The 18,535-nt window shown below is 66.4% G+C and carries 22 protein-coding genes and 1 tRNA gene; 10 read left to right on the forward strand and 13 right to left on the reverse strand.

Annotated features, from left to right (window positions below):
• Positions 1-60 precede the first annotated feature (60 nt).
• Complete coding sequence (locus ABFP37_RS19285) at positions 61-807, reverse strand: phosphoglyceromutase (RefSeq protein WP_078029965.1); 747 nt, start codon at positions 805-807, stop codon at positions 61-63.
• 122 nt (positions 808-929) lie between these two features.
• Here ABFP37_RS19285 and ABFP37_RS19290 point away from each other — a divergent pair, with 122 nt between their 5' ends.
• Positions 930-1,751: a class I SAM-dependent methyltransferase gene (locus tag ABFP37_RS19290; RefSeq protein WP_185982340.1), complete on the forward strand. Its 822-nt coding sequence runs from the start codon at positions 930-932 to the stop codon at positions 1,749-1,751.
• Positions 1,752-1,785: 34 nt separating this feature from the next.
• Here the strand turns inward: ABFP37_RS19290 and ABFP37_RS19295 are convergent, their stop codons facing one another.
• A complete protein-coding gene (locus ABFP37_RS19295; RefSeq protein ID WP_078029964.1) occupies positions 1,786-2,142 on the reverse strand; it encodes a DUF2516 family protein in 357 nt (118 codons plus the stop codon).
• A gap of 9 nt (positions 2,143-2,151) precedes the next feature.
• A complete protein-coding gene (locus ABFP37_RS19300; RefSeq protein ID WP_078030003.1) occupies positions 2,152-3,336 on the reverse strand; it encodes an aminotransferase class I/II-fold pyridoxal phosphate-dependent enzyme in 1,185 nt (394 codons plus the stop codon).
• An 86-nt stretch (positions 3,337-3,422) separates the two neighbouring features.
• Here ABFP37_RS19300 and tmk point away from each other — a divergent pair, with 86 nt between their 5' ends.
• The 3 genes from tmk to ABFP37_RS19315 are packed head-to-tail and all read left to right on the forward strand — an operon-like array spanning position 3,423 to position 6,852.
• The gene (gene tmk, locus ABFP37_RS19305; RefSeq protein ID WP_078029963.1) at positions 3,423-4,079 is read left to right on the forward strand and encodes a dTMP kinase; all 657 of its coding nucleotides are present in this window, start codon (positions 3,423-3,425) and stop codon (positions 4,077-4,079) included.
• On the forward strand, positions 4,076-5,218 hold the full coding sequence (locus ABFP37_RS19310; RefSeq protein WP_347034607.1) for a DNA polymerase III subunit delta': 1,143 nt from the start codon (positions 4,076-4,078) through the stop codon (positions 5,216-5,218). Before tmk ends, ABFP37_RS19310 begins: the two co-directional genes overlap by 4 nt.
• Before the next feature lie 56 nt (positions 5,219-5,274).
• Positions 5,275-6,852 carry an alpha/beta hydrolase gene (locus tag ABFP37_RS19315; RefSeq protein ID WP_078029961.1) on the forward strand — a complete coding sequence of 526 codons (1,578 nt, stop codon included), beginning with the start codon at positions 5,275-5,277 and terminating at the stop codon, positions 6,850-6,852.
• Between the two features lie 12 nt (positions 6,853-6,864).
• On the opposite strand, the gene ABFP37_RS19320 is transcribed toward ABFP37_RS19315, so the two are convergent.
• Entirely contained in the window at positions 6,865-7,665 is an 801-nt protein-coding gene (locus tag ABFP37_RS19320) for an HAD family hydrolase (protein WP_347034609.1), read from the reverse strand.
• A 223-nt stretch (positions 7,666-7,888) separates the two neighbouring features.
• Here ABFP37_RS19320 and ABFP37_RS19325 point away from each other — a divergent pair.
• Positions 7,889-7,961: transfer RNA gene (locus ABFP37_RS19325), tRNA-Thr, on the forward strand.
• Positions 7,962-8,459: 498 nt separating this feature from the next.
• On the opposite strand, the gene ABFP37_RS19330 is transcribed toward ABFP37_RS19325, so the two are convergent.
• The 4 genes from ABFP37_RS19330 to ABFP37_RS19345 all read right to left on the reverse strand — a co-directional run bounded on the left by ABFP37_RS19330 (position 8,460) and on the right by ABFP37_RS19345 (position 11,053).
• Positions 8,460-9,479 carry an EAL domain-containing protein gene (locus ABFP37_RS19330; protein ID WP_260680858.1) on the reverse strand — a complete coding sequence of 340 codons (1,020 nt, stop codon included), beginning with the start codon at positions 9,477-9,479 and terminating at the stop codon, positions 8,460-8,462.
• 310 nt (positions 9,480-9,789) lie between these two features.
• Positions 9,790-10,548, reverse strand: coding sequence for a VOC family protein (locus ABFP37_RS19335; protein WP_347034611.1), 759 nt, complete (start codon positions 10,546-10,548; stop codon positions 9,790-9,792).
• 137 nt (positions 10,549-10,685) lie between these two features.
• Positions 10,686-10,904, reverse strand: a complete 219-nt coding sequence (locus ABFP37_RS19340; protein WP_139362944.1) for a hypothetical protein — start codon at positions 10,902-10,904, stop codon at positions 10,686-10,688.
• Positions 10,862-11,053 carry a hypothetical protein gene (locus ABFP37_RS19345; RefSeq protein WP_347034613.1) on the reverse strand — a complete coding sequence of 64 codons (192 nt, stop codon included), beginning with the start codon at positions 11,051-11,053 and terminating at the stop codon, positions 10,862-10,864. Before ABFP37_RS19345 ends, ABFP37_RS19340 begins: the two co-directional genes overlap by 43 nt.
• Before the next feature lie 247 nt (positions 11,054-11,300).
• On the opposite strand from ABFP37_RS19345, the gene ftsW reads away from it, so the two are divergent.
• Positions 11,301-12,524: a putative lipid II flippase FtsW gene (ftsW, locus tag ABFP37_RS19350; RefSeq protein ID WP_078029956.1), complete on the forward strand. Its 1,224-nt coding sequence runs from the start codon at positions 11,301-11,303 to the stop codon at positions 12,522-12,524.
• Between the two features lie 41 nt (positions 12,525-12,565).
• Here ftsW and ABFP37_RS19355 read toward each other — a convergent pair whose 3' ends face one another.
• Positions 12,566-13,120 carry a cysteine hydrolase family protein gene (locus ABFP37_RS19355; RefSeq protein WP_078029955.1) on the reverse strand — a complete coding sequence of 185 codons (555 nt, stop codon included), beginning with the start codon at positions 13,118-13,120 and terminating at the stop codon, positions 12,566-12,568.
• 181 nt (positions 13,121-13,301) lie between these two features.
• Here ABFP37_RS19355 and ABFP37_RS19360 point away from each other — a divergent pair, with 181 nt between their 5' ends.
• Positions 13,302-13,946: a PAS and ANTAR domain-containing protein gene (locus ABFP37_RS19360; RefSeq protein ID WP_078029954.1), complete on the forward strand. Its 645-nt coding sequence runs from the start codon at positions 13,302-13,304 to the stop codon at positions 13,944-13,946.
• Between the two features lie 17 nt (positions 13,947-13,963).
• Here ABFP37_RS19360 and ABFP37_RS19365 read toward each other — a convergent pair whose 3' ends face one another.
• From ABFP37_RS19365 to ABFP37_RS19375, 3 genes are all read right to left on the reverse strand, one after another.
• Entirely contained in the window at positions 13,964-14,347 is a 384-nt protein-coding gene (locus ABFP37_RS19365) for a hypothetical protein (RefSeq protein WP_347034615.1), read from the reverse strand.
• A 311-nt stretch (positions 14,348-14,658) separates the two neighbouring features.
• Positions 14,659-14,904: a hypothetical protein gene (locus ABFP37_RS19370; RefSeq protein WP_139362943.1), complete on the reverse strand. Its 246-nt coding sequence runs from the start codon at positions 14,902-14,904 to the stop codon at positions 14,659-14,661.
• Positions 14,905-15,073: 169 nt separating this feature from the next.
• Positions 15,074-15,337: a GlsB/YeaQ/YmgE family stress response membrane protein gene (locus ABFP37_RS19375; RefSeq protein ID WP_078029951.1), complete on the reverse strand. Its 264-nt coding sequence runs from the start codon at positions 15,335-15,337 to the stop codon at positions 15,074-15,076.
• Positions 15,338-15,919: 582 nt separating this feature from the next.
• On the opposite strand from ABFP37_RS19375, the gene ABFP37_RS19380 reads away from it, so the two are divergent.
• From ABFP37_RS19380 to ABFP37_RS19390, 3 genes are all read left to right on the forward strand, one after another.
• Positions 15,920-16,180: a hypothetical protein gene (locus ABFP37_RS19380; RefSeq protein ID WP_347034617.1), complete on the forward strand. Its 261-nt coding sequence runs from the start codon at positions 15,920-15,922 to the stop codon at positions 16,178-16,180.
• 82 nt (positions 16,181-16,262) lie between these two features.
• Entirely contained in the window at positions 16,263-17,240 is a 978-nt protein-coding gene (locus ABFP37_RS19385) for a hypothetical protein (RefSeq protein ID WP_139362942.1), read from the forward strand.
• A gap of 39 nt (positions 17,241-17,279) precedes the next feature.
• Entirely contained in the window at positions 17,280-17,459 is a 180-nt protein-coding gene (locus ABFP37_RS19390; RefSeq protein ID WP_078029946.1) for a hypothetical protein, read from the forward strand.
• Positions 17,460-17,587: 128 nt separating this feature from the next.
• On the opposite strand, the gene ABFP37_RS19395 is transcribed toward ABFP37_RS19390, so the two are convergent.
• Positions 17,588-18,433 (reverse strand): aldo/keto reductase, encoded by an 846-nt coding sequence (locus ABFP37_RS19395; protein ID WP_078029945.1) that lies wholly within the window; start codon positions 18,431-18,433, stop codon positions 17,588-17,590.
• Positions 18,434-18,535 lie beyond the last annotated feature (102 nt).

Consider the following 18,535-nt stretch of genomic DNA (forward strand, 5'->3'; position numbering starts at 1 on the left):
CGTCGTCTCGCTGGTTGAGCTCTTGCGAAAGCGGCTCAACTAGCGCACATTCGCGTAGCCTTACTTTTTGCCTTGGTTGGCCACGGCCTGGATAGCCTCCGCAGCGGCCTCGGGATCAAGGTAGGTTCCGCCCGGGTTGATGGGCTGGAAGTCCTCGTCGAGGTCGTACACGAGCGGGATGCCCGTGGGGATGTTCAGGCCGGCGATCGCTTCGTCGCTGATGCCGTCCAGGTGCTTGACCAGGGCGCGCAGGGAGTTGCCGTGGGCGGTGACCAGGACGGTCTTGCCGGCCTTGAGGTCTTCCTTGATGTCCGATTCCCAGTAGGGCATCAGGCGGACAAGGACGTCCTTCAGGCACTCGGTGCGCGGGAGGGCGTCGCCCAGGTCCGCGTAACGGGGATCGTGCGCCTGGGAAAATTCGCTGTTGTCGTCCAGGGGCGGCGGCGGGGTGTCGTAGGAACGGCGCCACAGCATGAACTGCTCTTCGCCGAATTCGGCAAGGGTCTGTGCCTTGTCCTTGCCCTGCAGGGCGCCGTAGTGGCGTTCGTTCAGGCGCCAGTCGCGCTTGACGGGGATCCAGCCGCGGTCGGCCTTGTCCAGGGCAATGTTGGCCGTGTTGATGGCCCGCTTCAGGACCGAGGTGTAGAGGATATCCGGGAGCACGTCGTGCTCGACCAGAAGCTCGCCGCCGCGGAGCGCCTCCTGGCGGCCCTGGTCGTTCAGGTCAACGTCCACCCAGCCGGTGAAGAGGTTTTTGGCGTTCCAGTCGCTGTGGCCGTGGCGCAGCAGAATCAGCTTGTAAGTCATGATTTTCATCCTAGCCGAGCAGGACCCGCCGGCGCCGAGCGTTACATTGTGCCACCCTGTGGCCGCTGCTGCGCGGCTGTGGAACGGCCGGAATGCGGGCCCGCGTTGGGTAGGCTGGGGCGGTGGTGCAAAAAGCAGAGCGGGTGGCGGCGAGCCGGAGCAACCGGGGAAAGCCCGTAGGCAACGTGACCCGCGGCACCACGAACCCCAACCGCATGCGCCGGCTGGACCGCTGGCTGGCCGGACCGCAGGCCTGGCGGCTGCGGGCAGCTGCCCACCCCCTGGTCGTCGACCTCGGCTACGGCGCCTCCCCGGCCACCGCCGTCGAGCTCTTTGAGCGGCTCGGGGCTGTCCGGGCCGATGTGCACGTCTGCGGGATCGAGATCGAGCCGGACCGCGTGCGCGCGGCCAAGGCGCTCGAGCGTCCCGGGCTGAGCTTCCATACCGGAGGGTTCGAACTCCCGGTGCCGGGGCAGCCCGTGCTGGTCCGCGCGTTCAACGTGCTGCGGCAGTACGAGGAAGCGGACGTCCGCGGCATCTGGGGACTGGTGCAGGGCCGGCTGGCGCCCGGCGGGCTGCTCATCGACGGCACATGCGACGAGATCGGCCGCCGGGTCACGTGGATTGCGCTTGATGCCCAGCGCCCGCTCAGCCTGAGCATGTCCGTACGCTTCGGGAGTTTCAACCTGCCGTCCGACATCGCCGAACGCCTGCCCAAGGCACTCATCCACCGGAACGTCCCCGGCGAACGGGTGCACGGTCTGCTGCAGGCCATGGACCGGGCGTGGCTGGAATCAGCCCCGTTGGCATCCTACGGAAACCGGCAGCGGTGGACGGCCATGTGCCGGGCACTGCTCGACGGCGGGTGGCCGGTCCACGACGGACCGGCGCGGTGGCGCCTCGGGGAACTCACCGTGGGCTGGGAAGCCGTGGCGCCGGAGTAGCTCCGGGTTTCGACGGGCCCAACCAGCGAGTGAACTACCAGGGGCCGTAGGGGCCCGTGTTGCGGCTGCCGCCGCGGCCGGCGTCCTTCACTGCGGGCCGGACGTCCGCCAGGTAGACGGAGGCCGCCACCACAGCGGCCAGGCCAAACAGGCCGAGGGGCCCGATCAGGCCGCCTCCCCCGCCGCCCAGCACGGACAGCGCGCCGACAGCCATGCTGCCGCCGGTCAATGCCAGCCAGAACGTCTTGGTCCGCTTGCCCACGGCCTCGAATGCGTTGGCCCTGTGGCGGACGCAGTCGAAGAAGGCCCACACCTCCAGGACCAATGCCGCGAGCCCCAGGATGTAGTACACCGCGTTCTCGACCAGAATGATCAGTACTTTTCCGTCCACCCGCCCAGCCTATCCGCCCAAGGCGTCCAAAGCCTGCTGCAAATCGGCCCAAAGGTCCTCGACGTTCTCGATGCCGACGCTCAACCGGACCAGATTCTCCGGGACACTGACCGGCTCGGCAACGTGCCGGCGTCGTCGTTCAATCAGTGATTCCACGCCGCCGAGCGAGGTGGCGGGCAGCCACAGCTGCAGGGCCCGGACCAGCTTGTCCGCGGCGTCGGCGCCGCTAAGGCCTCCTGCCGGGGCAATCTGGATGCAAAGGATGGAGCCGAAGCCCGTCATCTGCGACTTGGCGCGGTCGTGACCCGGGTCCGAGATCAGGCCCGGATACCGGATGCTTTCGACGGCCGGATGCGCGCTCAGCCTGTCGGCGAGCACCGCGGCGGAGGCCTGCGAACGCTCGATCCGCAGCGCGAGCGTCCGCAGCCCGCGCAGGGCCAGCCAGGCTTCGAACGGGCCGGCGATGCCGCCGTGGATGATGCGGTGGTGAAGCAGGGCCGCCCGCAGTTCGGCGTTCGAGGTCACCAGGGCGCCCAGCACGACGTCGGAGTGGCCGGCCAGGTATTTGGTGACCGAGTGAAGGACGACGTCGGAGCCCAGCTTGAGCGGCTGCTGCACCAGCGGCGTGGAAAAGGTGTTGTCCGTGACGACGATCGCGCCGGCGTCGTGGGCCGCCTGGGTGAGCGCCCTGATGTCGGCGATTCCGAGCATGGGGTTCGTGGGGCTCTCCAGCCACAGCATGTGGGCGGGCTTTCCGTCCGCCGGCGCCAGCTGTGCCCGGACGGCGTCCGTGTCCGCGATATCCACGGTGCGGAGCTCGAGCAAGCCCTTGTCGGACAGTTCAGCTGCCATCACCAGGGAACCGGCGTAGCTGTGGGACGGCATCACTAAGACGCCGCCGGCGGGAACGAGTGAAAGCGCGGAACTGACCGCCGCCAGTCCGGATGCGTAGAGAAGGCCAGGCAGCGAGGCGCCTTCGAGCTGGCCCAGGGCCTCCTCGAACGGGTCCCAGGTGGGGTTCGCGTAGCGGCCGTAGCCGCGGTCGCCGTCGTCAAGGGCGCCGGTGCCGAAGTAGGTGGAGGACAGCACGATCGGCGGGTTGACGGGCGCATCGTGCTCACGGGGAGGACGGCCTGCGGCCACAACCACCGTTTCCGCCGAAAGGGACGCCGCGTGCTGTTCGGAAAGACTCATGGTCAAAGCGTACGTTGGCCGCCCGCCCGGTGAAAAAGCGGTTACGGCGGCCATTTCCTGTCAGTGATTGTCGGTAGGCTGGACCAGTGAACACGCACAGTCCCGGACTTTTCATCGCCTTCGAAGGCGGTGACGGCGCCGGCAAGTCAACGCAGGCCGCCCGGCTGGCCGGATCACTCGAATCGCTGGGCCTGACCGTGCTCCGGACCAGGGAACCGGGCGGGACCCCGATCGGCGAGAAGCTGCGGTCCCTCGTGCTGGACCACGGCCACGGCCACATCGACGCCCACACGGAAGCGCTCATCTTCGCCGCCTCCCGGGCGGCCCACGCCAGCCAGGTCATCCGGCCGGCCCTGGAACGCGGTGACGTGGTGCTGACGGACCGCTACATCGACTCCTCCGTGGCCTACCAGGGCGCAGGGCGGGACCTCGGCACGGACGCCGTGCGGTGCATCAACGAGTGGGCCACGTCCGGGCTGCAGCCCGATCTCACGGTGCTGCTGGACGTCCACCCGGCAGACGGCCGCAGCCGCCGCACGGCCGCGGACGCCGCCGAGGACCGCATGGAATCGGAAGCGGACGAGTTCCATGCCCGCATCCGGCAGGCCTTCCTGGATCTCGCCGCCGCCCGGCCGGACAGCTACCTTGTCCTTGAAGCGCGGCTCCCCGTCGATGAGCTTGCCACCACCATCCTGGACCGCGTCGGGAAACTCCTGGCCTCCTCCGGCAGGAGGATGGGATGACAGTCTGGGATGACCTCCAGGGCCAGCCCGCCGTCGTCGCGCAGCTGCGTCAGGCTGCCACGGGAGAGGGACCTACCCACGCATGGCTGTTCACCGGGCCGCCCGGCTCGGGCCGGTCGAATGCCGCCAAGGCCTTCGCCGCAGCGTTGAACTGCGACCAGCACGACGTCTCGCTCCGCGGCTGTGGCGAGTGCGCGGCGTGCCTGACCATCCTCGGCGAGACCCATGCCGACGTCGCGTTCGTGCGCACCGAAAAGGTGACCATCACCATCGAGGAAGCACGGGAACTCGTTTCCACGGCCGGCAACCGGCCATCGTCGGGGCGCTGGCGGATCATCGTGGTGGAAGACGCCGACCGCATGGCCGAGCGCACCACCAACGTGCTGCTGAAGGCAATCGAGGAACCCACGCCGCGCACCATCTGGATGCTGTGCGCCCCCTCCCCGGCGGACGTCCTCGTGACCATCCGCTCGCGGTGCCGGGCGGTGGCGCTGCGGCTCCCGCCCGCCGCGGATGTCGCGGCCCTCCTGGTCAAGCGCGACGGCGTGGATCCGGCGCTGGCCGAACGCGCGGCCCGCGCCGCGCAAAGCCACGTCGGAATCGCCCGCCGCCTGGCCCGCGACGCCGAGGCCCGTGAACGGCGGCTGGAGACCGTCCGGTTCCCGCTCGGCTTGCGGGGCATTACGGCTGCCGTGATGATGGCTGATAAACTCGTGAAGATCGCCACCGAGGAGGCCAACAGCTCCAATGAGGAGCGTGACGCCGCCGAGAGGGCCGCCCTGCTTGCCACACTGGGCGCCCCCGAGACCGGAACGCTGCCGCCAGCCATGCGCAGCCAGGTCAAACAGCTGGAGGACGATCAGAAGCGGCGTGCGAAACGCTCGGTGACGGACTCCCTGGACCGGACGCTGACGGACCTTTTGTCGTTCTACCGGGACGTCCTGATCATCCAGCTCGGGAACGCCGTGGATTTGGTGAACGTTGAGCTGAGAGGCGAGCTGGAGGAATTTGCAGGCAGGTCGGGCCCCGAGGTGACCCTCGCAAGGATGGACGCCATCAACAAGGCCCGCAAGCGCATCACCACCACGAACGTCGCTCCGCTGCTGACCATAGAGTCAATGGCGGCCAGCCTGATCTAGCCCCACGCCCGCCCCGCCCCGTGACGCCTGACGCCGTTGCCCACAAGGAGAACCGCATGATGTCTGCACCGCCCCTGTCCGCGCGATCCCGATCCCTTGCGACCGGGCTGCGGGCCGTCGGCGCCATGGCGCTGGTCATGCTGCTGGCATCGTGCAGTTTCCTGGGCCAGTCCAAGGGCAGTTCGTCGCAGGGCAACTCCACCGGCCAGGCGGACCCGTCCATCGCGGCTGCGGCCCCGGACGGACTGAAGGACATTTACTCCCAGAAAGTGGTCTGGGAGCCCTGCGAGGACAAGCTCCAGTGCGCCAAGATCAAGGTCCCCCTCGACTACGCCAAGCCGGACGGCAAGACCATCGAAATCGCCGCCCTGAAAATGTCCAGCACGGGGGGCAAGAAGCAGGGCAGCCTGCTCGTCAACCCCGGCGGCCCGGGAGCTTCCGGCTACGACTTCGTCCGGGACGCCGGCGCGAGCCACTTCTCCGACAAGCTGCGATCCAACTACGACCTCGTCGGCTTCGACCCCCGCGGCGTCAAGCGCTCGTCTCCTGTCACGTGCCTGACGGACAAGGAACGCGACGAAGCCCGCGCCAAGATCTACACGCCCGAGACCGACGCCGGACTGGCCATCCTCCGCGCCGACAACAAGGCTGTGGCGGCCAAGTGTGCCGAGGGCACCGGACCGGTGTTGGCGCACATCGACACCGTCAGCTCGGCCAAGGACCTTGACGTCCTGCGCGCCGTGCTCAACGACTCCAAGCTGAACTACATGGGGTTCTCCTACGGAACGTTCCTCGGTTCCACCTACGCTTCGCTGTTCCCGAACAACGTGGGCCGCATGGTCCTCGACGGCGCGCTGGACCCCTCGCTCACCGCCGAGGAACTCACCAGCGGCCAAGCGAAGGCGTTCGACAAGGCGCTCCACGCCTACGTCGCACACTGCCTCGGGGAGAACGGCTGCCCGCTGAGCGGCACTGTCGAGGACGGGATCCAGCAGATCCGCGACCTCATCGAGTCCGTGAAACAGACTCCGCGCACCGCCAAGGACGGCCGGGTTGTGGGTGCCAACACCTTTGTCAGCGGCCTCATTGTTCCGATGTACGGCAATGAAAGCTGGCCGGCCCTGACCCAGGCGCTGGACGCAGCCATGAAGGGCGACGTGAGCCCCATGCTGCGGCTGGCCGATCTTGGCGCGGACCGCGCTCCCAACGGCAAATACACGTCAAACACCGCCTTCGCCTTCGGCGCGATCAACTGCCTGGACTACCCCAGCAGCAGCGATACGGCGGCCATGCGCGCCGAGGAGCAGCAGCTGGTCGGAGTCTCCCCCACCCTGGGTTACTTCTTTGCCTACGGCGGCGCGAACTGCGCGGACTGGCCGTACAAGAGCACCCGCACGCCTGCCGCCGTCGAGTACACCGGCTCCGCGCCGATCGTCGTGGTGGGCACGACAGGTGACCCCGCCACCCCCGTGGAATGGGCCAGCGCCCTGCGGAAGCAGCTGGGCAACGCCTCGCTGCTGACGTGGAAGGGTGAGGGCCACACCGCGTACGGCCGGTCCAACAGCTGCATCGGCGATGCCGTGGACAAGTACTTCGTGGACGGCAAGGAACCGGCGGATAACACCGTCTGCTGACGCGGACTGTTGTCAGAGGCCCGCTGCGCGGCCCTCGAGCAGCGCAGGAAAGTCCTTGACGGAAGGAACGACGGCGGTGGCCCCGGCTCCCCGCAATGTCGCCTCCGTATGCGCCCCGGTGAGGACACCTGCCGCCACCGTGGCTCCCGCACGCAGGCCGGTATGGATGTCCGCGCTCGTGTCCCCCACGACGGCAACCTTGCGGACGTCGTCGATGTCGAGCGCGAGGACAGCTGTCAGCACCATGTCCGGGAAGGGCCGGCCGCGGCCTGCGTCGGCCGGGCACAGGCTCAGGTCGGCAAGCCCCATCCAGCCGAGCGACTCAAGCACCATGTTCTGCGTGTGCCGCCCGAAGCCGGTGGCCAGGCAGACCTTGATCCCGGCATCGCGCAGCCAGCCGATGGATTCCTCGGCACCGGGAACAGGGCGGATTCCGCCGGCGGCTATCAGCTCGTCGCAATTCAGCTCAAACATCCTGTTGGCGCTGACGGCAGTCTTCGGATCACTGAACAATTCGCTGAAGACGGTCATCCGGGAGATTCCGGAATGGTCGCGCGCGTAGCCCTGCATGCGCTCAAATTCAGCGGAACCTTCCGGGACCCCCTGTTCCACCAGCGTGCGGGACATCGCCCGTTCCATCAGGCCGCCGTCGAACACTGTTGTTCCCACCATGGCCAGCACGGCCAGGCGGACCTCCTGGCCTTCAGGCACGGCAACCAGGCCAGCGGACCGTTCGCTGCCCAAGATCATTCCTGCCCCTCCCCCGTTGAAGACCGCTGCGCTGTTCATGGCCGTTGCGCTGTCTAAAGTCATGGTCAAGCTCCTTTGCCGACGTGGCCCGCATGCTGCACCACTCTGTTTCCGCCAGCATCGCTGCTCTGTCTGGTGGTGGCCTGAACCCGATCCGACCGTCGAATGAACATCCTGCCAACGTCAATCGCGGGCTGGAGAAGCCGTCATTTTGACCCGGACGCAGGGACTCTATTACAGTTGACTCTTGCATGAACCAGCCGGTTTACCGGTTGTTTGGTGCGGTGCTTCCTTAGCTCAGTCGGTAGAGCGTTTCACTCGTAATGAAAAGGTCATCAGTTCGATTCTGATAGGAAGCTCGAGACGAACCCCGCACTCCCGCTGATCCAGCGGGAATGCGGGGTTTCTTGCTTTGCCGCCGACCTTTTGGGTTTTCGTCCCGAGTGCGGGCCGGCAGGGCGGCCTGAATGCGGGACATTCCTTAGGTAAACCTTGGCGCCGTTCCCTCAATTCTGGGCGGCGCTGAGACCACCACCGGCGCCGAACGCCGCTCTTATTCCAAGATGCGGAGGGGAGACTGTGGGTGTCCGGCAATTAAGGGTGACCGCGAACCCGAGAACACAGGACAGCCGGGGCCGGCGCTCTCCCAGTAGCACCGCCCCCGGCATCGCAAGCCCGCGCCAGGCTGGGTGGCTAGGACGGGCACGTAGTCCCGCCCGGTTCGGTGGAAACCTGATCCGGGCGGGAGTCCGCCGCTAATTTCCAGGCCTTGGCCGGCTCCGGTCATAACGAATCGTTGGGTGGACGCCCCCGCGTCACCCGCCGCATCATGCCGCTGTCCCTGCTCTGTTGCCAGGTCACAGTCCGGTGATCGCAGAAGTGCCCTGCGCGGAGATGTCCTCCGCCTGAATGGTCCACGCTGACCAGTCCAGAGGACTGGCCGAGGGGCGTCCGAGAAGATAGCCCTGACCGGTTTCCATCCCGAAGCTCTTGACGAGCGCGAGCTCTTCTTCGGTCTCGATTCCTTCGGCGGCCAGGACCGCGCCGGTCTCCATCGCCAGTTCGACCATGGTGGAGGCATCCGGATGCCCGTGAGGACTTTGCAGTCCTTCAAGGAAACCGCGGTCAAGTTTGACGACGTCCGGGTGAATCCTCCGGATCAGGTCCGAGGCGACACCGTAGTGGCCGGAGCCGTCGACCGCCACGCGCAGGCCGGCGCGGCGCAGCGGTGCCAGGGAACGGTTCAGTGTGGGGATCTCGTCACTGCCGATACGCCCGGCGAGGTCGATGATGATCCTGTCCAGGCCGAGGCCGGAACCCTCCAGCATCCAGGGAACGCGGGTGTCCCGGCAGATCGCTGAACTGAGGTTGAACGTGACGAACAGATGCCCCGGCACGTCACGGGCTGCTTCGAGGGCGCACTGCAGAGCGGCAATTTCCAGGTCCGGGCCAAGCCCCACGGCGGCGGCATCGCGGAACCAGACGTCGGCGCTGGCACCGTCGTCACTGACGAACCGGGTAAGTGCTTCGAACCCGGTCACGGTGCCGGACGGCAGTTCCCTGATGGGCTGAAAGGCCGTGAGCAGCATCCTGTTGCGGAGGACAGTCCGGATCCTGTCCCTGCTTTCCTGGGCAAAGAGCACCGACAGGTACCGCGGCTGTGCCGGCGCCAGCTGGTCCTGCAGGGACTCTGCGAAAGACTCATCGGCGTCAGTCGCCGCCCGGGTGGCAACCAGATGCTCCAGAAGCGCCCGTTCCGGTTCGTCCGGATGGGAAGCCAAGAGGTCGCGGAGCTGCGACCGGGCCCATTCGCCCTGCGGATCAGAATCCGCCAGGACTTCAGCAATAATCTGTGTGACCTGCCCGCGCAGCGTCACGCCGTCTTCGTCTCGCGGAGGAGGCGAGGCCTGTCCGTCCGGACCGGGCCTGAATGACTCTCCGAACTCCGCTAGAAAAGAAAACCTGTCCCCCGACATCGGCTATTCCTTTGTGTGTGCGCGCACCGGCTGAGCCCGGCACGGAACCCGGTCCCTGCATCCCTGTGGGAAACGCGGACCGAGCCTGGTTGAAGACTACAAGCGTCGGGACTAATTGTCTCCAGTTCCGCGCGCACGGGATTATTGTTCCGCTGAGGGCGGTGTCGCCGGAAGGCTGGCGGACACCCGACCAGGACCTGCGTCGATGGGGTCAGCTGGCTGCGCTGACCGCAATGAAGCCGCCCTGGGGGTCGCCGATCACCGCGCTGCGAAATCCCGGAGTGTTGGTCGGCGCCATCAAGACGGTGCCGCCCAGCTCGACGGCGTGCCGGGCGATGGAGTCCGCGTCCCGGACGGCGAAATTGACACTCCAATGGGGCGGGACGGCGACACCGTCCGTCGCCGTCACAACGGCCACGACCCGGCCTGAGCGTCGCCACATTGAGAAGGGAGCATTCGGCACCGACTCGAGCTGCCAATCGAAGATGGAGCCGTAGAACGCCTGCGCCCGTTCGACGTCTGTGGTGTGCAGCGAGCTCATCGCCCAGGAGTTCGGCTCATTGGCCAGCTCGTCGCCGTCGCTCTCACCGGGGCGCCACAGGCAGAACGGGACGCTGGTGGCGTCTGCGACCACCGCAAGGACGCCACCCGAGCCAACACCAAACGGTCCAGCCATGCGCGCCCCTCCCGCTTGCTCGGCACGAGCGAGAGTTTCCGCGACGTCGTCGACGCGCACGTAGGTGTTCCACGTCGGCAGTGATAACGGCGGCGCCTGGCCGATCCCGGCCACCCGCCGCCCGCGGACGCGTGCAGTGAAATAGTCGCCCTCGAGGCCGGCCGGCATCGGGGTCGGATCATCGAAGCTCCAGCCGAAGAGCGGGCCATAGAAGTCCATGGCGGCCCGGGGGTCCGGCTGGAACGTGTCGACCCTGCAGGGAGCGCCGACGGAGTGGGTCTCTCGGGTTGTCATTGAGGTGCCCTTCTGTACTTCGTGCGACGTCTCGTCCGTCGCTGCGGCAAAGCTGTTCGTCACAAACAACCTACTTCACGCGCGGCTGAAGCGTTCCCTAGCTCCGAAACGGAGCCGCACTGCGCGCTGATTTTCGGCTAGGGCTGGCCTCCCTGGCGGGGTCCTGGGGGCCGATCACGGGGCGCCTCCGCGGGCAACCCTCCGACGGTGGCCCACAGGGCCTTTTCGTAGTCGCCGCCGAAGCTGATTTGGGTCAGGTCCTTGAACTTGACCGTGAAGGTCCCGTCTTCCCATGTGGCCTTGACGTCTATGGTCACCAGCTTCGCGGGACGCCCACGAAGAAGGGTTTGGGCCACTTCTCCTCCATGAAGACTGACAGAACACTGCTGGTTTCGATCGCGGTTTCCAGGATGTCGTGGGGCTCGCTGTGCTGCCGGGAGACAGCCTGGCGGGCGGCCAGCCAGGTCCCTGCCTGAGGAAGTCCTGAGTCCTTCTTGTGCCCCATCGGCACATCCTGACACGCCACACCCTGTCCGCCAAGGCACGGCACTCGCTTCGTCCCGGCGCCTAGTCTGGAAGACAGGCAGGTGCCATCAGTGGGCCGGCTTATCACCTCGGGCGGCTCCTTGGGCCGAGACAAGTGTTCCTGCGCATCTTGCTGTCCCACCGAGCGATATGGTTTCCCAGTGGGTTTTTCCTTCCCGGACCAACCCGGTGCAAGGGAGCCCGAGGAAGGAAACGGTGACAGGCAAGTGACCACGAAGCAGCCGTCGACGCGTGCAACCGACAGCAGGGACGTCTTCGTCCGGGTCGGGCGCTGGCTGGGGGACGAATCCGGGGACCGTACCAGGCCCGTCATCCTGGCCGTGGTCCTGACCCTGGCCGCCATCGGACTGATCGAGGTTGCGTCCTCATCATCGGTCGAGTCGGTTGCGAACGGGCTGAACCCGTACGACCTGCCGCTGAAGCAGGGTATGTGGACTGTGGCCGGCGTAGCGGCGATGTTCGGGCTGGCGCGCCTTCGGTCCCGGCACATCCGGAAACTTGCCTGGCCGCTGCTCGCGGCCGCGATTGTGGCACTCGGACTGGTGTTCACTCCGTTGGGCATGACCGTGAACGGCAACCGCAACTGGCTGAGCTTCGGCGGTTTCACCGTCCAGCCGTCCGAGTTCGCCAAACTCGCGCTGATCCTCTGGTCTGCGGCCGTCCTCACGCGCAAGCAGCCCCTCCTCAAGCAGTGGAAGCACGCCGTCGTTCCGTTGGTCTTCCCCGGCGGGGCCCTGATCGCCGGGCTTGTCGCGGTCGGCCACGACCTGGGCACCACCATGATTATCATGATGATCCTCGCGGCTGCCATGTTCTACGGCGGTGTGCGGATGAAAGTCTTCGGCGCTGCCGGGGCCATCGGTGCCGTGGTCGTCGTCGTCCTGGCCGCCACCAGCGGTAACCGTGTCGGCCGGATTTCCTCCTGGCTCGGCATGGGCGCCGCGGACGACGCCCAGGGCGTCGGCTACCAGGCGCTGAACGGCCAATACGCGCTGGCCTCCGGAGGCTGGTTCGGGGTCGGCCTGGGCCAGAGCCGGCAGAAGTGGAACTGGATCCCCGAAGCCCATAACGACTTCATCTTCACGATCCTCGGCGAGGAACTCGGGTTGGCCGGCACTCTCTTGGTCCTGGGGCTGTTTACAGTGCTCGCCATAGCCGTTTTCAAGGTCATCGCCCGGACCCAGGACACGTTCGGCCGCATCGTTTCGTCGAGCGTGATTACGTGGATCATCGGCCAGGCCATCGTGAACATCGCCATGGTCAGCGGGTTGCTTCCGGTCATCGGCGTGCCGTTGCCGTTCATCTCCTATGGCGGCTCCGCCATGGTCTCCTCCCTCGCAGGGATCGGCGTGATCCTCGGCGTCACCCGCAAAGAGCCGGTGGCCGTGCGCCGCCCCCGGCCGAAGAAGCCCAGGCTGGTTCCGCTGTAGCCACGGCGGCTACAGCGGGCAGCGCGGCGCGACAAGGCGGCTCAGGCGGTGAACGTCACGTCTTTAGCGTCCGTGACCTGGGCGGTGCGGCCCGGAGCCGTGTGGTACTTCCAGTACAGGTTCGTGTGTGCAATGACTTTGTCCGGCGTCGGGGCGCCCCACGCCGTCTGATCCTCGGTCGTGTGGGCATCGCCGACGAGCGTGACGTCGTAGCCGCGAACGAAGGCCCCGTGGATCGTGGACCGGATGCATTCATCCGTCTGGGCGCCAGCGACGACCAGGCGCCCGACTCCGGCATTGGCCAGGACGTCCTCCAGATCGGTGTCTTCGAAGGAGTCCGCAAACGTCTTGTGCACCAACGGTTCCGGATCCTGGCGTGACAGCTCCGGGACATATTCCCAGGCGTCGTTCCCCCGCTCCAACTGCTCGTCGGAGTGCTGGATCCAGACGATCGGGGCGCCTGCCTCCCGCGCCTTGTCGACGAGCATGCCGATGTTGGCGATGACCGAGTCGCGCTCGTGAACATCGGACACGACGCCCCTCTGGACGTCGATGACCATCAAGGCGGTGTTGGGTCGATCTGGCAGCGTGGTCATGACGATCTCCTCTGCTGGTTGGGGCGGGCCCTGTCACTCGATCATGATAAACCGGTCCGACGACGGTGGCTCCGGGTGGGCACCGCAGGTGGGGGTACCGCCCCCGCCATAGGTCCAGGGCCTCCGGCTTTCCCTAGGGTGGTCCCGCAAAACTTGAGTATCTCGACGAAACGGGCACCCCATGCTGCACAATCTGAAGACCTATTCGTTTCCGCTCGGCGCGGGAGAGCAATGCCCCTCGGGCACGTTCCACCTGGACCTGGCGTCGGGCCGCTGTGACTGGTCCGACGGCCTGTTCGCCATCCACGGCTATACCCGCGGGGAAATTGTCCCCACGCCGGAACTGATCATGGCCCACAAGCATCCGGAGGACCGCGGACCCATTCTGGAGCTGCTTGATGAAATCCATTCGAGCGGCGGGCAGGGGGCACTCTTCCACCGCATCATCGACAGCCAGGGGCGCAAGCATCGCGTGCTGACCCTGGCCGAGGCCGTAGAAGGCCAAGGACCGGTTACGGCGATCCGCGGCGTGGTGATGGACTTTACCCAGACAGTGGCAGCGGAAGTCAGCCGTGAGGCGGCGGCGGCGGTGGCCGGCGCTTACGCCAACAAGGCGACCATCGAGCAGGCCAAGGGAATCATCATGGGACGCCTGGACGTCCAGGCCAACGAGGCCTTCAGCATCCTTGCGGCCCGGAGCCAGCACACCAACAAGAAACTCGCCGCTGTCGCTGCTGAGCTTGTCGATGCCGCTGGTCAGGGCAAGCTCCGCCAGACACTGCAATGCTGGGGGGAACTCGTGGGTTCGCGTCCATATGGCCGCTGAACCGGGGCCGGCTGCAGTCAGCGATTGTCCCTCCGCCGGCGCTCCGGCCCGGGGTCTGTCTGGTCCCCTGAAGGTGGCGGGCCGTCCGGGGCAAGGAGCAGATCACCGAGCCTGGCTGCTTCAGCATGCGAGAGCCATACGGAGAACGGATGGTCGTCGCCCATCCTCTCGATGGTCAAGGTAACTCCATTGCCGCGCCCGCCGACGAGGTAGTCCGCCAAGGCAGGCGCCAGGTCCGGTCCCATGAGAATGCTCCCGTCGCGACCCGTGCAATCCCAGCGTTCGCCTGCGTCCAGCGCCAGCTTATGCTCCCCGCACACCAGCGCTGTGACCTTCGAGTGGGCCGAAACGAACCGGGCGGCCGAGGGGTTGGGGCATCGCAGTACCTGGCATCCAGCCATCGCTGCTCCTTTCTGGCGTGTAACTGCCTGAGCCGCGTCCGTGCCGGGCGCCTCACGACCGTTCAACTCCAGGATTCGGTGGGCGGTCACGTGCACCCCCGGAAGTCATCACTCTCGTTTGTGCGCCTTGGAAAATCCCGGAGGAACCATGACACCCCTCGTGATGTGGGCGCCCTAATCAAGGGGGCCAGCGCACACGGCAGCGCGAAGTCCGGAACGAATTCGGAAACTGCGGCCCGGAAAGGCAGCACGGAAGGGCGCGCTTCCCGGTGCGCAACCCGGCCAAAAAGGGCGCGAATCCCCGTTCCAACCTAGAAGGCGGCTGCCTGGTCGCCCTCCTGTTGCCGCCACTCATTCAGGGGGGAGTCTGCGTCATCCGCGTCATACCGGCCGCTGAGATGGGCAAGAAGCGCCATTTCCGGACTGCCCGGGTTGCCTGCCAGGTGCTGCAGCAGGCTGACGCGGGCATCCGGATCCGTGGCGGTGGCCGACAGGACATCGACTATGACGTCGAGGACCTGTCGCCGGAGGATGGAATCGTCCGGACTCTGCGTCATGAGGACCTCCTCCTCGGTCATTTGTCCGGGCGGCCGTGTACCAGCATTGTCGGGCCCGGATCCCGGATCCCCAGAACCCAACGGAAGTCCTAGGTTCCAGCCGTCAGACACAAGGCACCTTGAACCGTGTGAAACCTGTTTCAACCGCCCGTTTGGACGGCGGCGCCGGTCAGACCCGGCTCCTGCGGGTGACTGCACCGAAGACCAGCAGCACGATGACGGCGCCAAGGATGGAAAGCAGCCAAGTCCTGAGGTCAAAGAATTCGCCAAGACCCCCGCCGAAGATCAGGGAGCCGATCCAGCCGCCGAGTATCGCCCCGACAACGCCCAGGACAAGGGTCAGCAGCCACCCGCCGCCCTGCCGTCCCGGAAGAATGGCTTTGGCTATGGCCCCTGCAATCAGGCCGAGCAGGAGAAAACCGAGAAATCCCATGATGCACTTCCTTCCCAACACACACGTACCGCTGGCATGGCGCCAGCCGTATTACGAGTTAATCAGCATGCTTAGTATCTGGCAAGTATTTGGTGTGGATGCAGCGGCTTGCCGCCGGCGAAGCTCCGGGCGATGGGGAGTCTGAGGCCCGAAGCCCCGGCGGGCAGGGACAAACCAGACCCGAAAACAGGCTGGCGAAAACATCAAGGACGCCGTCAAGGAATAGCCCCGGAATTCTCTTGTCAGACCAGTGTGGCGGTGCTATAAAACTCGGTATCAGCCGTCAAAAGCCGGTAAGAGCCATGCAGGACCAAGCGTAAGACCAGGGGGTCGGTGACAGCGGATCAGCGCCGAATGGACCGGGACGGGACGCCGGAACCCGCCGTGGTAACCCTTCGGGTGAAGAGCTTATAGAGAACGCCACAGCGCAGAGTCGCGCTTGTGGAGCACCATGAGTGCGCGGAATGCACGTTCCGCGAGGTGGTCTCCGGTTGTCGAAGCTGACGGAGACCGCGTCACCCAACGCTGCCGAGGGAAAAAGCAGCACCACAAGCCAGTCACCTGGCTGTTGATCGGATTCCAGTGGATCAGGCGACGATCGTCGGCTATGCCCTCGCCTATGTCGGGGTAATTATTGCCGTTTTCCTCATGCTCCTGCCGGCTCTCATCATTTTTGCGTTCCTCCTGCTGGTGGCAGGCGCGGTTGAGGTGGTGATTCTCTTCTTGAACGCGCTGGCCGTCGGGCTGTACAGGAGTCTTGCCAGAACACTGCGGAACGTGGCCGACCGGTTGCATCGGATGCGCCAAGGCGGCAGACTGACCCCCCATTTACCAGGGCGATAACTCAACGGCCGCCTCCTCGCCGATGCGCCGCCAGGGTGTCCGATCCTCCTGCCGCGCGGCAGGCGGTCCTAAGATGGCTGGCATGGTGGAGGTTCTGGAGGAAGTCGCACGGCGACTGTACGCGCTCCCGCTCGACGAGTTCGTTGCCGCACGGACCGCCGCCGCCAAGGATGCAGCCACCTCCGACCGCTCGCTATCCCAAGCGATCCGCGAGCTTCCCAAACCCTCCGTCGCGGCCTGGGCAGTCAACATGCTGGCACACGACCGGCCAGAGGCCATGCAGCAGCTCAGCGACCTCGGCCAGACGATGCAGGACGCGCAGGCTTCGCTCGACGCCGCCGCGCTGCGCGAGCTGGCACGCGAGCGGCGGAAACTGCTCGGCGAGGCTGTGGCGGCCGCCAGGCTTGCTGCTGAGGGGCACGGCCGGAAAATCAGCGGACCTGTGGCCACGGAGGTGGAAGAGACCCTCCGCGCCGCCACGGCGGACCCGGCGGCGGCCGCCGCAGTGCAGTGCGGGATGCTGCTGCGGGTTCTGTCCGCCGACGGCGTGGACCAGGTTGATCTGAGCGGTGCGGTTGCGGTTCCTGCCGCGCTCGGCACACGGCCAGCCAGGCCAAGGACGATGCGTACAACGGCCGGACAAGCTTCGACGGACAGCCCTCCGGCGCCCCCGCGCCCATCCGGGCAGTCTGGCGCCCCGGAGAAGCCCCGGCTGCAGGCCGTGCGCCAGGCGCCCCGCCCGCCGTCGCCGTCGGTGCTGGACAAAGCGCTGACAGCCCTCGCCGAGGCCGAGAGCGCTGCAGCGGGAGCTGCCGGCGAGGCGGAATTGCGCGCGGAGGCGCAGGAGGAAGCTTATGCGGCCTTCGATCGGCTGACCGACGCGGTGGCCGAGGCCCGCCGACGGCTTCAGAAACTGGAGGTCTCGCTGGAAGCGGCGCGGAAGGAGCGGGACGTGGCTGCCGCGGAGGCCAAGCAGTCGGCCAGGGCAGCGGAAAAGAGCCAGCGGTCAGCCATGCTGGCCAAGGAACGGGTGCTTCGGCTGCGCAACACACCGGGCTGAAGCACGAATAATGTCAGACCCCGGTTGCACCATGGATTCATGGAAATGAATCAGGAATTCCACGTAACGTATTTCGATGCCGACTGCGGGCGGGCCAGGACCGAGGTCTTCGATACCGCCGCGGACGCTGAGCGGTTTGCCAGCCGCAGCATTTCGGGCGAGGACGGCTGGGCTGTAGTCGACGCCGTGGAAACGCGGCAGGACCGGCTGGCAGCCTAAAGGCCGGCTCAACGGACGCTGGCCCCGTCCGCTATTGATCTGGGGCTTAACAATAGCGGACGGGGCCAGTCCAGGCTCAGCGGATGGCAGCCTGCCGGGCCGCCAGTTGGCGGCTGCGTCCTGACGCCTTAGGCGAAGTCAGAGACCGCGGGGTCCGGGCCGATCCGCCCGGCGCCTGCCGCGGTGCGCTCCAGGCCGTTGATCGCCGCGATGTCGTCGGTATCCAGCGTGACATTCAGTGCCTCAAAGTTCTCGCGAATCCGGGCCTCCGTGACGGACTTCGGGATGACCACGTTCCCGATCGCCAGATGCCAGGCGATGACCACCTGCGCCGCTGTGGCACCGTGCTTGCCTGCGATGGCGGCGATGGTGGCGTCCTCGAGGAGCTCGCCGCCCTGGCCCAACGGCGACCAGGCCTGGGTCAGGATGCCCTTTGACGCATGGAACTCCCGGAGCTCGGACTGGTTGAAGAACGGGTGCAGCTCCACCTGGTTGATGGCCGGTACCACTCCGGTCTCGTCGATGATGCGCTGCAGACCTTCGATGGTGAAGTTTGAGACCCCGATGGACTTGACCCTGCCGCGCTTCTGCAGCTCGATGAGCGCCTTCCACGTGTCCACGTACTTGTCCTGCTTCGGCTGCAGCCAGTGGATCAGGTACAGGTCAAGGGTTTCCAGGCCGAGGCGCTCCATGGATTCCTCGAACGCCGCGAGGGTCGACTCGTAGCCCTGGTCCGCGTTCCAGAGTTTGGTGGTGATGAAAATTTCCTCGGGCGAGAGCCCGGAGCTCGCAATGGCCCGGCCGACACCGGCCTCGTTGCCGTAGATTTTTGCCGTGTCGATGTGGCGGAAGCCCGCCTGGAAGGCCTGGAAGACCACCTTTTCGGCGATGTCGTCTTCAACCTGCCACACTCCGTAGCCAAGCTGGGGGATGGTCTTGCCGTCATTGAATGTCAGTGTTGGTGAAGAAGTCATCTGTCCATCCTGCCAACAATGGACACACGGGCGTAGCCCATGCAGCGAGGCTAAGCTAGGCGCTTAATCCGGCGAGGCCGGGAATAACGCGGGTTTCCCCGA

Origin of the sequence: Burkholderia sp. RS01, from assembly GCF_039748055.1 — a bacterium.
Lineage (GTDB): Bacteria > Actinomycetota > Actinomycetes > Actinomycetales > Micrococcaceae > Arthrobacter.